Consider the following 15214-nt stretch of genomic DNA (forward strand, 5'->3'; position numbering starts at 1 on the left):
GCGTCAGGTTGCCGCTAGGCGCTTCTTCTCCCTCTCGACGTCGAAGTCGGGGACCGGCCACTCCGGGTTCAGGTCCTTGAGCGTCTCCATCAGGATGGTGGTGACGGCCCAGTTGCGGTACCACTTGCGGTCGCTCGGGATGACGTACCAGGGTGCCTCGGACGTGTTACAGCGCTCGATCGCCGCGTGGTAGGCGTCCATGTAGTCGGGCCAGAGCTTGCGCTCGTCGACGTCGGCGGGGTTGTACTTCCAGTACTTGGTCGGGTCGTCGAGCCGCGCGGCCAGCCGCTCGCGCTGCTGATCCGCGGAGATGTGCAGGTAGCACTTCAGGATCGTCGTGCCGTTCGCGGCCAGCTCGGCCTCGAAGTCGTTGATCTGGTCGTAGCGCCGGTCCCACACGTTCGGCGGGACGAGGTTGCGCACCCGCGCGATCAGGACGTCCTCGTAGTGCGACCGGTCGAAGATCCCGATCATCCCCTCCCCCGGCAGCGCCTGCTTGATCCGCCAGAGGAACCCGCGCCGCTTCTCGGCCGGCGTCGGCGCCTTGAACGAGGTGATCTTCAGGCCCTGCGGGTCCATCAGCCCCGCACCGTGCCGGATCACACCGCCCTTGCCCGAGGTGTCCATGCCCTGCAGCACCAGCAGGATGCTGCGGTTGCCTTCCTTGCGCCCCTCGGCGAACAGCCGCTCCTGCCAGTCCGAGACCTCCGCGCCGAGGTCCTCCAGCGCGACCTTGCCGTCGTCCTTGGAGCCGTCGAAGCCCGGCGTCGCACGTGTGTCGTACGTCGTCAGGTCGACCGGCCCGGCCGGCACCCGCAACTGTTCCCGCAGTCCCCCAGCAGCAGCCTTCTCGCCCTTTTTCTGCTTCGCCATCTCCACATCCTGCCTCATCCACCCCGGAGTTCAGCGGTTTTGCGCAGCCGACGCCGCCAGAACACGATCTCGATCACGAGCACAGCCACGCCGCAGGCAAGGAGGGCGAACGCGCCCCACACGAACCCGCCGAGCCCGGCCAGGCAATCGCCCTCTTCCGGGCACTCGGTCCTCGTGTAGTAGTCCGCTCCGGCGGCGATCGCGGCGAGCACCACGACGATCGTCCCGCACAGGTAGGCCGCCGTACGGACCAGCCACCTACCCGGTCCGGCCTGAGCGGCGGCGTCTGCTCCCGCCGTCGTTTCACTGCCCGGCGCCGGTTGCACGCCGTTCGCGATCAGCACGAAGGCAACCAGGCCGGTCGCAAACTCCAAGAAGGCGAGCTCGCCCTCACTCTGGCCCCAGATGAACCGGAATCCGTCGTTCAGGATGCTCTCGCAGATCAGGAGGCCGGTCAGGACGGCCAGGGCGATACCTGTCCACAAACGCGCCTTCGGGTCCGGCCACGCAACCACGACCGACGCGAGCGTCGGGACGAGCGCCAGCCCTCCGAGTGCCAAGATCCATTGCGAGGAACCGAAGCCTGACGTGTCGTCGAACTGGACGAACCCGCCGGCGAACAGCAGCCCGACAGCCACGACCAGCAGCACCAGCGAGAGCGAGCGTCGACTCATCCCTCCAGGGAAGCACGGCTCAGGATCACGCGGCGCGAGCCAGCGCGATCAGCCGCGAGAGCGCCCGCAGGTACTTCTTCCGGTACCCGCCCTTGAGCATCTCCGCGGAGAACAGCTGGTCCAGCGGTACGCCGCCGGCCAGCAGCGGGAGGTCCCGGTCGTACATCCGGTCAGCAAGCACGACCATCCGCAGCGCGACGTTCTCGTCGGTCAGCGGTCGTACGTCGGTGATCGCGACCGTCTCCACACCGTCGAGCAGAGCGCCGTACTTGCTCGGATGCAGCTCGGCCAGATGCCGGTGCAGGTCGACGAAGTGGTCGCAGGACGCCGCCGGTCGTTGAGCAGCAGCCGTCTCGACCTTCTCGTCCGGCAGCGGTTCGGGAGCCTCCGGCAGACCACGGTGGCGATAGTCCGGCCCGTCGATCCGGCGTACGTCGAAGTGCGCGGCGAGCGCCTGGATCTCGCGGAGGAAGTCGACCGCCTGGAAGCGCCCTTCGCCGAGCTTGTCCGGCAGCGTGTTCGACGTCGCCGCGAACTCGGCACCGGCCTCGACCAGCTGACCGATCAGCCGCGAGATCAGCATCGTGTCGCCGGGGTCGTCCAGCTCGAACTCGTCGATACAGATCAGCCGGTACGACGACAGCGCCTCGACCGCGCTGCGCAGGCCGAGCGCGCCGACGAGGTTGGTCAGCTCGACGAACGTGCAGTACATCTTCGGGCCGGCCGACTCGTGCCACAGCGAGGCGAGGAGATGGGTCTTGCCGACACCGAATCCGCCGTCCAGGTAGACGCCCTGCTTTTCCGGAGCTGAGGAGCGGCGGCGGAACCTCGCCCAGACCGACGGGCTCGGCCTGGGCAAAGCCAGCTTCGCCGACCGCTCGGCGAGGGCGGCGAGCGCCTCGGACTGCGACGGCTCGTCCGGATCCGGGCGGTAGGTGCTGAACCGGACGTCGGCGAACCGCGGCGGAGGCACGCACTCCGACAGCAACCGGTCCGAGCTCACCTCCGGCCAACGCTCGCTCAACCGGATCACCATGCCCCCAACCCTAAATCCGCCCTGCCGACCCACCTTGGGCACCCACCAACCATCGGCGGCTCGCCGAAACGGTTGACCCGTGCTCAAAGTCGATGCGGCTGTGGCCTTGACCGCTTTCTTACTTTCAGTTAGGAAGTTGAGTAGGCGAACAATGAGGAGTCTCCGATGGGCGAACAGCACGTGCGGCGGCGGACAGTTCTCAAGGGGGCGGTGGGTGCGCTCGGCCTTGGATCCGCGCTGGCCGCCTGCGGTGGCAGTGACAGCGGGGGCGGGACAACCAGCGGCGGGAAGGCCGTGGTCCGGATGTGGTCGTGGTACAACGACCAGGAGGACCAGTTCCCGAAGCTGATCAGCGCGTTCGAGGCCGCGCACAGCAACATCAAGATCGAGAACCGGATCTTCGGCACCCCGGACCAGTACCTGCCGGCGCTCCAGGCCGCCGTGGCAGGCGGCGACGTACCGGAGATCTTCGCGCCGCACACCCGGGCGCTGACGTACGGCACCGGTGGAATCTCCGCCGACCTCAAGCAGGAGCTCGGCGACGACTTCCTCAAGGACTTCTTCGACTCGGCCAACCAGGAGTACACCCTGGACGGCAAGCAGTACGCGGTCGGCTGGATGGCGCAGACGTTCGGCATCTTCTACAACCCGGACATGCTGAAGAAGGCCGGCGTCGAGGAGGACGGCATCGAGACCTGGGACGACCTGATCGCGGCGGCCGCGAAGATCAAGGCCACCGGCAAGTTCCCGGTGGCGCTCAGCTGCAACCCGACGACCAGTTCGCTCGACTTCTTCCTGCCGCTGATCACGCAGGTGGCCGACGACCCGACGTACTACCTGAAGCTCGACCAGCTCAAGGACGGCGCGACGTACGAGGATCCGAAGGTGATCCAGGCGATCGAGCTGCAGCAGAAGATCGTCAAGGGTGGCGTCTTCCAGCCCGGCACGACGGGCACAAGCGGCGACCAGGCGCCGCAGATCTTCTACACCGGGAAGTCCGCGATGCTGTTCAACGGCAGCTGGACGCCGCAGGGTCTGACCAAGGACGCGACGCCCGCGTTCAACAAGCTCTACAAGGTGATGAAGACCCCGGCGATCGCGCCGGGCAAGCGGCACTGGACCGCGAACCAGGCCGGCGCCGGCTGGGCGGTCGCGGCGAACAGCAAGAACAAGGACGCCGCGCTGGAGTTTCTGAAGTTCATGTACTCCGCCGAGCAGTACTCCCCCACCATGAACGATTCGAACTCGATGCCGGCCACCAAGAGCGCCGCGGCCCGGATCGAGCTGCCGATCATGAAGCAGATGACGTCCTGGCTGCTCGACGGCGACGGCTGCCCGCACATCCCGTTCGGGCCGGGCTCGGTGGCGGCGGGCGATCCGCTGGCGAAGATCTTCGACGGCACCGGCGAGCCGACCGCGGTCGCGAAGGCGATGCAGCAGGCGGTCCAGAACGCCAAGGGCGGCTGATCGGATGGTGGAAACGCTCTCCCGGCAAGACGTCGTACGACGGTCCGCCGGGCGAACGTCGTACCGGTTCGGATCGCCGTTGCGACGGTCGCAACGGCTCGCCGGCTACCTGTTCATCGGGCCGACGTTCGCGCTGTTCCTGGCGTTCGTGCTGTGGCCGATCCTCTACACGGCGTACCTGAGCCTGACCTCGTGGGGCGGGTTCGGGTCGCCGCGGTTCGTGCACTTCGACAACTACAGCCGGATGCTGCACGACCCGGTGGCGCGCCGGGCGCTGATCGTGACGCTGGTGCTGACCGGGGTGACGACCGCGATCCTGACCTTCCTCGGACTCGTCACCGCGGTGCTGGTGAACGTGATCTGGTCGAAGGTCGGCGTCGTCGTCCGGACCATCCTGTTCATCCCGGGGATCGTGTCGTTCGTCGTCTCGGCGGTGCTGTGGAAGCTGATCTACGACCCCAACATCGGCACGCTCAACCGGTTGCTCGGGGCAATCGGTCTGGACAGCCTGCAGCATCCGTGGCTGGCTGATCACAAGACCGTGCTGCCGGCGATCGTCGTGGTGACGGTCTGGGGCGGGCTCGGGTTCAACATGCTGATCTACTTCGCCGGTCTGCAGAGCATCGACCCGAACCTGTACGAGGCCGCGGCCATGGACGGCGCCAACACGGTCCAGCAGTTCCGCCACATCACCGTGCCGAGCCTGCGGATCGTCACCGGACTGATCGTCAGCCTCGGCCTGCTCAACGGGTTCAAGGCCTTCGACGTGATCTTCGTGATGACGGGCGGCGGGCCGAACCACGGCAGCGAAGTACTCGGCACGTACTTGTACTCGCTGGCGTTCGGTTCGACGTCCGGCTCGATCCCGCAGCTCGGGTACGCGAGCGCGTTCAGCGTGGTGACGATGGTGCTCTGCACGCTCGCGGTGATCGCACAGCTCTGGCTGACGCGGAGGGCGGATCGATGAATCGCTGGCTCGGCAAATCGTTCGCGACGTTCGTGCTGCTGCCGTTCTGCCTATTGATGGCGTTCCCGTTCGTGTGGATGCTGCTGACCTCGCTGCGCGCGCAGAACACGATCTTCAACGGGCCGATCATCCCGCGGAAGTTCACCGTCGTCGCCTACAAGGACGCGTGGACGTCGATCGACTTCCCGCTGCATTTCTGGAACAGCGTCTGGATCACGTCGGTCACCGTGATCGGGGTGCTGATCTTCGCCACGCTCAGCGGCTATGCCTTCGCGAAGCTGGACTTCCCGTTCCGGAACACGCTCTTCGTCCTGCTGCTGACCACGCTGATGATGCCGTCGACGGCGCTGATCATCCCGCTGTACCTCGAGCTCAAGTCCCTCGGACTGCTCGACAGCCAGGCCGGGCTGCTCGTGCTGTACATCTCCGGGTCGGCGCCGTTCGCGATGTTCCTGATGCGGGCCTTCTTCCAGACCCTGCCGGACGAGCTGATCGAGGCCGCCCGGGTGGACGGCGGCAGCGAGCTGACCATCTTCCGGCGGGTGATCCTGCCACTGACCCGGCCCGGGATCGCAACCGTGGTGATCTTCCAGTTCCTGTCGACCTGGAACGAGTTCCTGATCGCCAACACCGTCCTGCGGAACACCGACGCACTTCCCCTGCAGCCGGTGCTGTTCACGCTGATGGGCCAGTACTCCACGAACTGGCCGGCCCTCACCGCCGGCCTCACGCTGTCCGTCGTACCGGTCGTGATCGTCTACGTCCGGATGCAGCGGCAGTTCGTCGCCGGGATGATGCTCGGCGCCGTCAAGAACTAGTGTCCGCTCCCGGGACACTCACTCCTTCGAAAGAGGTCGTATGCCGATCAAGAACGTCGTGGTCAACTGCACCGATGTCGCCCGCTCGGTCGAGTTCTACACCAGGTTCCTCGAGCTGTCCGTCGCCGGCGAGGCGACGCCGGAGCGCGCCGTGCTGGACGCCGTCACCGCGACGATCGAGTTACGGGCCGTGGGCAACGGCCGGGAGCAGAGCACGTGGTCGCCGGACGATCTGCAGAAGGGGTTCCGACACATCGGCTTCAAGGTCGACCGGCTGGACGAGCGGGCCGCAGTACTCAAGGACGGCGGCGTCGAGTTCAAGCTGGATCCGCTCGATGCCGAGGGCAAGGTCCGGATCTGCTTCTTCTACGACCCCGACGGCACGCTGCTGGAGATGATCCAGGGCGACCTGCAGTACGCCGAGATCCTGGACGCGGAGGGTGTCGCGCGGGAGCGGGCGCTCGGCGTACCGTCGCGGCCCCGGTTCGACCATGTGGCGGTGACGATCGAGGATCGCGAGGCCACCAGCGCGTACTACGACCGGAACTACGGCTTCTCGTTCATCGGCACGATCGAGCAGCCGCACGACAAGCGCGGCTTCCACATCGGCTACCTGAAGGGCGGCGACACCGTCCTCGAGGTGTTCACGTACGACGTGGACAAGAGCTCCCGCGATCCGCAGCTCGACGTCGCCGGATTCGCGTACGCCGAACTCGCTGGCGACCCGCCGGACCTGCCCGCGCGGACCGCTCCGGACGGGACCAAGGTGTACGTCGACAGCGACGGGTTCGCCTTCGCCGTAGGCTCCGAGGCATGACAGAGAACTGGCTGCGTCCCCTCGGTTCCACCGGCCTCACCGTCTCCGCCGTTTGCGCCGGCGGGAGCGGCCTCGGGAGCATGCCCGCGGTGTTCGGGTACGACGTGACCCAGCAAGAGGCGATCGACCTCGTCCTGCGCGTGTTCGACGGTCCGCTGACCTGGATCGACACCTCGAACGGGTACAGCGACGGCGAGAGCGAGCGGCGGATCGGACTTGCCATCAAGGAGCACGGCGGGTTGCCGGACGGATTCCTGGTCGCGACCAAGGTCGATGCCCGCGACGGCGACTACTCGGGCGCACGGGTCCGGGCGAGTGTTGCCGAGAGCAAGGAACGGCTCGGGCTGGACGAGCTGCCGCTGGTGTATCTGCACGATCCCGAGTTCCACGACTTCGGCTCGATGCGGGACGCGGTCGACACCTTGATGCAGATGCGGGCCGACGGGGAGATCGGGCATGTCGGGCTGGCGGGCGGGGACACGCGGGAGCTCGCTCGCTATCTGGATCTTGGTGGGTTCGAGGTACTGCTCGTGCACAACCGGTGGAGCCTGGTGGATCACTCGGCTCTCGGTGTCTTTCAGCGGGCTCGTTCCGAAGGCATCGCGGTGGTGAACGCGGCGGTCTACGGCGGCGGCATTCTCGCGAACCCGGCCGGCGCTACGAAGTACGCCTATCGGGAGGCTGCGCCGGCTGTCCTGGACGCGGTGGCTCAGATGGAGAAGGCGTGCCAGGAGTACGGCGTCGACCTCGCGACCGCGGCGCTGCGGCACTCGGTGGACGATGCGGGGATCGCCGGCACAGTCGTCGGGATCACCAAGCCGGCCCGCGTCGACGCGCTGCAGGAGGCGTTGTCGGTGGACCTCCCCGACGAGCTGCTTAACCGGTTAGGTAGCCTACTTCCGGACGGGCAGTACTGGGTTGAGAAGGAGACGACGTGACGAGCGGATTCACCTGGGGTACGGCGACCGCGTCGTACCAGGTCGAGGGGGCGGTCTCCGCGGACGGGCGCGGTCCGAGCATCTGGGACACGTTCGCCCGCACCCCGGGCAAGATCGCGGACGGCACGAACGGCGACGTGGCCGACGACCACTACCACCGGTTCGCCGAGGACATCCGGATGCTGGCCGGCCTCGGACTGAACGCGTACCGCTTCTCGATCGCGTGGCCGCGGATCGTGCCGGGTGGATCGGGCGCTACGAACGCGGCGGGGCTGGACTTCTACCGGCGGCTGGCCGAGGCGTGCCTGGAGAACGGCGTCACTCCGTACGCGACGCTCTACCACTGGGACCTGCCGCAGCCGCTGGAGGACGCGGGCGGGTGGCTGGTCCGCGACACGGCCGAGCGCTTCCGCGACTATGTGGCGGTGACGCACGACGCGCTGTCCGACGTCATCAAGCATTGGATGACGCTGAACGAGCCGTGGTGCTCGGCGTTCCTCGGCTACGGCAACGGTGAGCATGCGCCGGGTCGCACCGAGGGCGCGGATGCTCTGAAGGCAGTGCACCACTTGCTGCTCGGTCATGGACTGACGCTGGACGCGATCCGCTCGGAGGGTTCGTCGTACGGGATCGCGCTCAACCCGGCGCCGATCCACGCCGCGACCGACTCCCCTGCCGACCGTGATGCCGCTCGCCGGGTGGACGGGCTGCGGAACCGGATGTTTCTGGAGCCGCTGTTGTCCGGGCGCTATCCGGCGGATGTGCTGGAAGACACCGGGATGACCTCGTGGTTCGCCGCGCAGGAAGCGGATCTGCCGTTGATCGCGGCGCCGCTGGACTTCATCGGCGTGAACTACTACTGCCCGACGACGGTCGCGGCGCCGGACGGGCCGATCTCGTCGCCGGTCCCGTCCACGCAGCCGGGCAGTGAGAACGTCGTTGCCGTGGACACCGGTCTCCCCCGCACCCAGATGGGCTGGCCGATCCAGGCCACCGGCCTGCGCGACATCCTCGTCACGATCAACAAGCTCGCACCCGAACTGCCGCTGTACGTGACCGAGAACGGCGCGGCGTACCCCGACCCCGACACCGCCGACGGAGCGATCGAGGACGACGAGCGCCTCGACTACCTCAAGCAGCACATCGCCGTCTGCGAGGACCTGGTCTCCGAAGGCTTCCCCCTCAAGGGCTACTTCGTGTGGTCCCTGATGGACAACTACGAATGGGCCTGGGGCTACAGCCGCCGCTTCGGCATCGTCCACGTCGACTACAAAACCCAGACCCGCACCCTCAAGAAGAGCGCCCACTGGCTCAAGGACCACCTCAGCCAATAGGCGGAAGGCTGACGCCGCATCCGGATGCCCAGGCCATCACAATCCCCCGCCCGGTCGCCCCCACACCGGACGGCCGCCCCACCTCCGCACTTGTGATGGCCTGGCGATCCGCTCACCCCGGGCACGGACACCGCCAGAGGCAAGGTGCGCGCAGGCAGGCCCAACCTCGCGCATTCGAGTGGTTATCCCCTCGGATTGCCGGTTCTCTGCCCTTACAACTAGGCAGAACCCACAACGCGAGGGGATAACCACTCGCGTGCCCGGCCGGTGCTGGGTGGCTTGGCGCGGCTCGGGGTGGCTTGGCGCGGGCTCGGGGTGGCTTGGCGCGGGCTCGGGGTGGTTAGGAGCGGGGTCGGGGTGGTTAGGTGCGGGTGTTCTGGTGTGGGGTTAGTTGGGTGTGGAGGACCAGGGAGGCGGCGCCGAGGGCGGCGGCGCTGGGGCCTAGTTTGGAGAGTTCTACGCGGGTGGGGTGCATGGCGCGGACGAACGAGAGGCGGTTGAGTTCGGTCGCGGCTACGCGGACGTAGATGTCGCCGGCCTCGCTGAAGCCGGGGCCGGCGAGGATGATCTGGTTGAGGTCGAGCAGGTTGGTGATCGAGAGCAGGGCCTTGGCCAGGTAGGTGGCCGACTCCTCGATCAGCTCGACGCAGCGCGGGTCTCCGGCGGCGGCCAGGCGCGCGATCTTGGCGAAGTCGGAGCGGGTGGAGAGCCGCCGGCCGCGGAGGCCGAGCTTGTCGGCCAGCGACTCGTCCTGGCCGGCGCGCGCGACGACCGCGGCGGGCGCGGCCAGGCTCTCCAGGCAGCCCTGTCCGCCGCACCAGCACATCGGCCCGTTCACGTCGAGGACCATGTGGCCGATCTCGCCGACGTTGGACGACGAGCCGCGGTACACGTCGCCGTTCGTCACCAGACCCAGCCCGAAGCCGGCCGCCATGTAGACAGTGGCGAAGTCGTTCACCGACGGGATCTTCCCGGCCCAGAACTCCCCGATCGCCGCACAGGTGGAGTCGTTCTCCACGACGATCGGGTGGTCGATCGCGTCCTTCAGCGTGTCCCGCACCGCGAACGGCTCCCACGCGTACTTCTCCGAGTCCGTCCGCAGCAGCCGCGTCCCGCCCCGCCCCTGCCGTCCCGCTAGCGCCACCCCGACGCCGACCAGCGTCGACGGCTCGATCTCCGCCTTCACGATCAGATCCTCGAGCTCGGCCGTGATCCGCTGCACCGCGGTCCTCGGAGCATCCTTCCCGATGCCCCGCGACGACACCTGCTCGATCACGCGGCCGCTCATGTCGGTGACGACGTACGTCGTGCTCGGCGTGTCCACCGCGATACCGATCGCGTGCCGGGCGCGCGGGTTGAACTGCAGCAGCGTGGCGCGTTTCCCGCCGGTCGGGTCGCCGTACCCGGTCTCGATGATCAGGCCGTCGGCGAGTAACCGCTTGACCACGCGGGAGATCGACGCGCCGGTGAGGCCGGACCGATCGGCGAGGTCGACGCGGGTGACCGTGCCGCTGGAGCGGATCAGGTCCAGGATCGCGCTGTGGGTCTCCTGCGCGGTCGCACCTCTCAGAATCTTCACCACGTCACCCTCCCTCGGAGCGAACTTTAGTACACAACGTAAGGAAGTGGCAGTGGTTGACCTCAAGCAACGTTGAGGTTCTAGCGTTGCCAGGCATGAAGGCGATCAGACTGCATGCGTTCGGACCGGCCGAGAATCTCGTCCTCGAGGAGGTGCCGGATCCGGTCCCCGGAGCCGGGACGGTGCTCGTGGACGTGGAGGCGGCCGGGGTCCATCTGGTCGACACGATGATCCGGGCGGGTACGACGGGTGGCAGCCCGATCCCGGTGCCGGAGTTGCCGACGATCCCCGGGCGCGAGGTCGCCGGCCGGGTGAGCGCGGCCGGCCCGGACGTGGACGCATCCTGGATCGGCAAGCGGATCGTGGTGCATCTGGGCATGGTGCCAGGTGGGTACGCCGAACGTGCGGTGGCGAAGGTCGAGTCGCTCTACGAACTTCCCGACCACGTGGACGCGGCGCAGGCGGTCGCGGCGATCGGTACCGGACGGACGACCGCGGGCATCCTTCGGCAGGCGCATCTGACGGCGGACGACGTCGTACTGGTCACCGCGGCGGCGGGCGGTATCGGTAGCTATCTCGTCCAGGCCGCGCGGAACGCCGGAGCGACGGTGGTCGGGCTCGCAGGTGGCCCGGCGAAGGTCGAGCTCGTGCGGTCGCTCGGCGCGCAGTACGCGATCGACTACCGGGATCCCGAGTGGGTCTCGACGTTGAAGGGCGAGCTGGGTGAGCGGGAGATCTCGGTGCTGTTCGACGGGGTCGGCGGGGCGAACGGTCAGTCGGCGTTCGAGCTGCTCGGGGCCGGCGGGCGGGTGCTGATGTTCGGCTGGTCGGGTGGCGGGCCGATCACGTTCACCCACGAGGACCTGATGGCGCGCGGCCTGACCGCCGGGTGGGCCATCGGCGCCAAGCTCGCCCGCCAGCTACGCGAGCTCGAGTCCGCAGCCCTCGAGGAGACCATCTCGGGTCGCTGGAAGGCACTCACGACGACCTTTCCACTCTCCGAAGCAGCAGTTGCTCACCGAGCCCTCGAGGAGCGCGCAACCACGGGAAAGGTCGTCCTCATCCCCTGAGACGGCTCACGACGTCCTCGGATCGTGGGTCGGGCGGGAGGCTTCCGTGGTGGGGGTGTCGTATTCGAGGTCGGGGAAATGGCTGGTTATGTCGAGGACCCGGGACTCGGTGGCGGACTGTTTGGCGGCGAGCATTACTTCCAGGGCGTGGTAGGCGTGTTCGGGGCGGGTGATGGCCGGCCGGCCGGATTCGATGGAGTCGACGAGGTGGCGCAGGCCGTCGGTCCACGGCCAGTGCGGGTCTCGTTCGCCGACCAGTTCCCAGGAGCCGCGGTCGTTCGACCATTGCTCGAAACCGTTCGGGGCCCAGTCGTCGCCGAGGAGTTGCAGTACGCCGGTCGCGCCGTACAGCTCGATCGCCGGCGAGCGGTACTGCTGCATGGTGAACCCGGTCGCGATCGACGCGAACCGCGCCTGCCCGAAGTCGAGCACGATGTGCGCGTTGTCGTCGGCGCGGACCGGGACGAGCTCGCCGTTGACCTCGCGCTTAGGTACGGCGGTGCCGACCATCGCGGTGACCCGCCGCACCGGGCCGAAGAATCCGCACAGACTGGTCAGGTTGTAGACGCCCAGATCGAACAGCGCCCCTCCCCCGGACTCGTAGAACCAGCGCCCCCACCACGGCCCCGACCAGCCGTACCGAGCGCGGGCGAGGTGGAGGTCACCGATCTCGCCGGCGCGGACCCGCCGATGCATCTCCCGGTACGTCGGCGACAGGACGATGTGCGGCGCGCACACCAGCAACCCAGGCGCTGCCGCGGCCGCCTCGAGCAGTGCGCGCCCCTCGTCCAGCGAGGTAGCCATCGGCTTCTCGACCAGTACGTGCTTCCCCGCCGCGAGAGCCGCGCGGGCCAGGGAGCCGTGCTGGTTCATGCTGGTGAGAACGAGCACGATGTCGACGTCGCGATCGAGAAACTCCTCCGGTCCGGTGTCGGACGTGTCGATCCCGAACCGCTCCGCAGCTCTTGACCGCTTGTCCGGATCTGGGTCGTACCCCGCTGTCAGCCGGACCCGCCCCTCCTGCTCGAGCTTGCCGATCAGGCTCGCGTACGGCCCGGAGAACACGCTGCCAAGTCCGAGTACGCCGATGTTGAGAGTCATGAGAGCCTCACAGTCAGACGGTCGAGGCCACCGCCAGAGGGCCAGCTGACGAGCCAGCCCTGCTCGCTCCGAACGGCGGTGGCGTCACCGTCCACGGTGACTTCTCGCCTGGTTTCGATCAGCGCCTGGCCGGCGGCGGAGCCTCGTAGCAGGACAGTCGAGCCGTCGCCCAGGCCATCGAGTTCGGCGGTGGACCAGCGCAGTACTGCGTCGTCGAGGCGCACGTCGAACGGGAGGACACGTCCCTCGCGGGCGCCCAGGTCGAGCTCCAGCACGACGTCGCCCACCGTGAGCGTGAACGACTGCGCGACCGGTGCGACGTTGATCAGGTGCACGAGCCGCTGACCGGTGCCGTCGGCGGTGCTCGTCACCACCAGGCCGCGAGTGTTGCCCTCAGCAATGAGACGGCGGCGCACGCCGACGCGCTCGAAGACCTGGCGCCAGAAGTCGAGGTGACACGGATAGTCGCAGGCCATCACGACCGTCCGCCCGTTCGCGCGCTCCACCGCCACCGGGGCACCGGTCGCGACATCGACCACCAGTGCCTCGGCATCCGGTGCGACGAGACGCTCCAGCATGCCCACCCGGACCTCGGGCTGATCGCCCGCCCACGCGGTAGCGCGGACCGACGGGAAGTAGTGCGGCGTACCTTCGACCGTGTCGTCGACCTTCACACCCAGCTCATCCGCGAGCACCGTGCACGGCGTACCGTCGTCGTCCGCGACCGGCACCCGGCCGTGCAACAGCAACCGACCACCGGCCCGGACATACGCAGCCAACCGCTCCTGGACCGCCCGGCCGAGCACCGGCGGTGTCGCGAGCACGACCACCGGGCCGGCCGGATCCAGCGCGGCGCCGGCCGAGGTCGGCGCACCGGACAAGTCGACCGCCCGGAACGAATACCCGCCCAGCAACAGCGCACGGGCCAAGATGTCCCGCGGCCCCATCCCCCGGTACCGCTCCAGCTCGCCGACCTGTGTCCGGCGTCCCGACGCCGACGGATGGCAGTACTCCGTCAGGTAGTGATCCGGCACATAGCCGAGGACGATGTCGTCGTACTCCTCGTCCATCCCGGCCAGCAGATGCTCGGCGCCCCGCACCGCGCGCACCGCCGAGGCCGTCCCGGCGTACGTAGTACTCAGCCGCCCCTCCGGATCTACCGGCGCCGCGAATCCGTGCCGCTCACCGGTGAACGCGATCCGGTCGTTGCCGTCGCCAACGGCTGTGTCCAGCGGCGGATTGTGGCCGCCGGCAAACAAGTAGTAGTTGACCAGCCGATTGCCCTGGGCAACGCACAGCCGGGTCTTCAACTCGGCCGTCTCCGGGCTCGTCAGCGAGCTGAGATCCTCGCCGTAGTCCCCTGTCCCCGCCTCGAACTCCAGCGACGTGATCGGCTGATCGGCATCGTGTACGGCGGCCATGAACGCGTTCATCACATACAGATCCGGCACCTTCTCGACCGTGAGCTCGCCGATGTAGTGATCGGACCCCGACGTCATCTGCGGCACCCCGGCGTACGACTTCGACAGCTGACTGATGCCGATCGGGAAGTGCCGCCCGCGACCGGCGTACGTGCCGTGCAGGTTGACCAAGAACGGCACGTCGTCGACGCCGTGCGCCAGAGCGATGTCCCGGAGCCGCATCAGGTACCGTGCGTAGCGGTCGCGGTGATGCGCCCCGAGGTCGTGATGCAACGCAAGCTGCTGGGCCGCACTGCCATCGAGAGTGCCGCCGGCCCGCCACTGCGACGCCCAGCCCGCGGGATCGTCCGGGTCGGCGCCGTACCGCGAGATGCTGCCGTCACGGCCCCAGGTCTGGAAAGCCCAGACCGCCAGGTCAGCCAGCGTACGGTCGGTCAGCTCCGGGGTGTTCGTGACCCAGGAGAGCATGCCGACCTCGTTGTCCAGCTGGACCGCGGCCACCGGTCCGCCCTTGGAAACAAGGCGATCCGCCAGGACGGGCATGATCGCGGCGTACCACCGCTCGCAGTCGGCGAGGTACCCCGGCTCGAGATAGTCCAGCGTCGCCGACTCGGCCGGCTTGCCGTCCCAGCCCAGCGGTACGGCGTCCGGGTGCTCGCGATAGATCCGGAACGGCAGACCTTCGTTCTTCAACTCGGCCATCACGAACGGACCCGGTCGCGCGATGACCAGCAGATCCCGCTCCGCAGCCAGCTCCAGGAATCCGGTCAGGTCGCGATACTCACTGGTGGTGCCGGTCAGGTCGAAGCCGCTGCTGGTCTCGTGCACGAGCCACGGCATGTAGCTGGCCACCGCATCACACCCGGCGGCGACCAGCTTGTCGAGCCGGTCGGCCCAGTCCTCGCGACGCAGCCGGAAGTAGTGCACCTCGCCGGCCATCAGGATCCTCGGTACGCCGTCCACCAGAAGCCGGCGCCGGTCGAGCCGTATCGATCGGGCGTTCCTCACAAGCACGTCCTCACCAGTCTTGGTCACCGTGTCGGGCGCCGCGCCGCGAGCTGTTGCCTGTCCGGCACGGTCGTGGTTATGGTCGTGAAACCGGTCTCATGAAACCGGTTT

Annotated in this window: 13 protein-coding genes; 7 read left to right on the top strand and 6 right to left on the bottom strand. The window is 68.0% G+C overall.

The window, feature by feature from the left end:
* Positions 1–3: 3 nt before the first annotated feature.
* The 3 genes from ACIA58_RS10525 to zapE are packed head-to-tail and all read right to left on the bottom strand — an operon-like array spanning position 4 to position 2583.
* The gene (locus tag ACIA58_RS10525) at positions 4–873 is read right to left on the bottom strand and encodes a polyphosphate kinase 2 family protein (protein WP_396403364.1); all 870 of its coding nucleotides are present in this window, start codon (positions 871–873) and stop codon (positions 4–6) included.
* Between the two features lie 14 nt (positions 874–887).
* On the bottom strand, positions 888–1547 hold the full coding sequence (locus ACIA58_RS10530) for a hypothetical protein (protein ID WP_396403365.1): 660 nt from the start codon (positions 1545–1547) through the stop codon (positions 888–890).
* Positions 1548–1572: 25 nt separating this feature from the next.
* Positions 1573–2583 carry a cell division protein ZapE gene (zapE, locus tag ACIA58_RS10535; protein ID WP_396403366.1) on the bottom strand — a complete coding sequence of 337 codons (1011 nt, stop codon included), beginning with the start codon at positions 2581–2583 and terminating at the stop codon, positions 1573–1575.
* Positions 2584–2748: 165 nt separating this feature from the next.
* Here zapE and ACIA58_RS10540 point away from each other — a divergent pair, with 165 nt between their 5' ends.
* The 6 genes from ACIA58_RS10540 to ACIA58_RS10565 are packed head-to-tail and all read left to right on the top strand — an operon-like array spanning position 2749 to position 8924.
* Complete coding sequence (locus ACIA58_RS10540) at positions 2749–4050, top strand: ABC transporter substrate-binding protein (protein ID WP_396403367.1); 1302 nt, start codon at positions 2749–2751, stop codon at positions 4048–4050.
* 4 nt (positions 4051–4054) lie between these two features.
* On the top strand, positions 4055–5017 hold the full coding sequence (locus ACIA58_RS10545; RefSeq protein ID WP_396403368.1) for a carbohydrate ABC transporter permease: 963 nt from the start codon (positions 4055–4057) through the stop codon (positions 5015–5017).
* On the top strand, positions 5014–5835 hold the full coding sequence (locus ACIA58_RS10550) for a carbohydrate ABC transporter permease (protein ID WP_396403369.1): 822 nt from the start codon (positions 5014–5016) through the stop codon (positions 5833–5835). Before ACIA58_RS10545 ends, ACIA58_RS10550 begins: the two co-directional genes overlap by 4 nt.
* A 40-nt stretch (positions 5836–5875) precedes the next feature.
* Entirely contained in the window at positions 5876–6652 is a 777-nt protein-coding gene (locus tag ACIA58_RS10555; protein ID WP_396403370.1) for a VOC family protein, read from the top strand.
* Entirely contained in the window at positions 6649–7590 is a 942-nt protein-coding gene (locus ACIA58_RS10560) for an aldo/keto reductase (RefSeq protein WP_396403371.1), read from the top strand. Before ACIA58_RS10555 ends, ACIA58_RS10560 begins: the two co-directional genes overlap by 4 nt.
* The gene (locus ACIA58_RS10565) at positions 7587–8924 is read left to right on the top strand and encodes a GH1 family beta-glucosidase (protein ID WP_396403372.1); all 1338 of its coding nucleotides are present in this window, start codon (positions 7587–7589) and stop codon (positions 8922–8924) included. The genes ACIA58_RS10560 and ACIA58_RS10565 overlap by 4 nt, the downstream gene beginning before the upstream one ends.
* A 361-nt stretch (positions 8925–9285) precedes the next feature.
* On the opposite strand, the gene ACIA58_RS10570 is transcribed toward ACIA58_RS10565, so the two are convergent.
* Complete coding sequence (locus ACIA58_RS10570) at positions 9286–10503, bottom strand: ROK family protein (RefSeq protein WP_396403373.1); 1218 nt, start codon at positions 10501–10503, stop codon at positions 9286–9288.
* Between the two features lie 95 nt (positions 10504–10598).
* Between ACIA58_RS10570 and ACIA58_RS10575 the strand changes: the two genes are divergently transcribed.
* Entirely contained in the window at positions 10599–11573 is a 975-nt protein-coding gene (locus ACIA58_RS10575) for a zinc-binding dehydrogenase (protein WP_396403374.1), read from the top strand.
* Positions 11574–11579: 6 nt separating this feature from the next.
* Here ACIA58_RS10575 and ACIA58_RS10580 read toward each other — a convergent pair whose 3' ends face one another.
* Positions 11580–12674 carry a Gfo/Idh/MocA family protein gene (locus ACIA58_RS10580; RefSeq protein WP_396403375.1) on the bottom strand — a complete coding sequence of 365 codons (1095 nt, stop codon included), beginning with the start codon at positions 12672–12674 and terminating at the stop codon, positions 11580–11582.
* Entirely contained in the window at positions 12671–15103 is a 2433-nt protein-coding gene (locus ACIA58_RS10585; RefSeq protein WP_396403376.1) for a beta-galactosidase, read from the bottom strand. The genes ACIA58_RS10580 and ACIA58_RS10585 overlap by 4 nt, the downstream gene beginning before the upstream one ends.
* Positions 15104–15214 lie beyond the last annotated feature (111 nt).

Source organism: Kribbella sp. NPDC051586 (genome assembly GCF_044453965.1).
Classification (GTDB): Bacteria; Actinomycetota; Actinomycetes; order Propionibacteriales; family Kribbellaceae; genus Kribbella.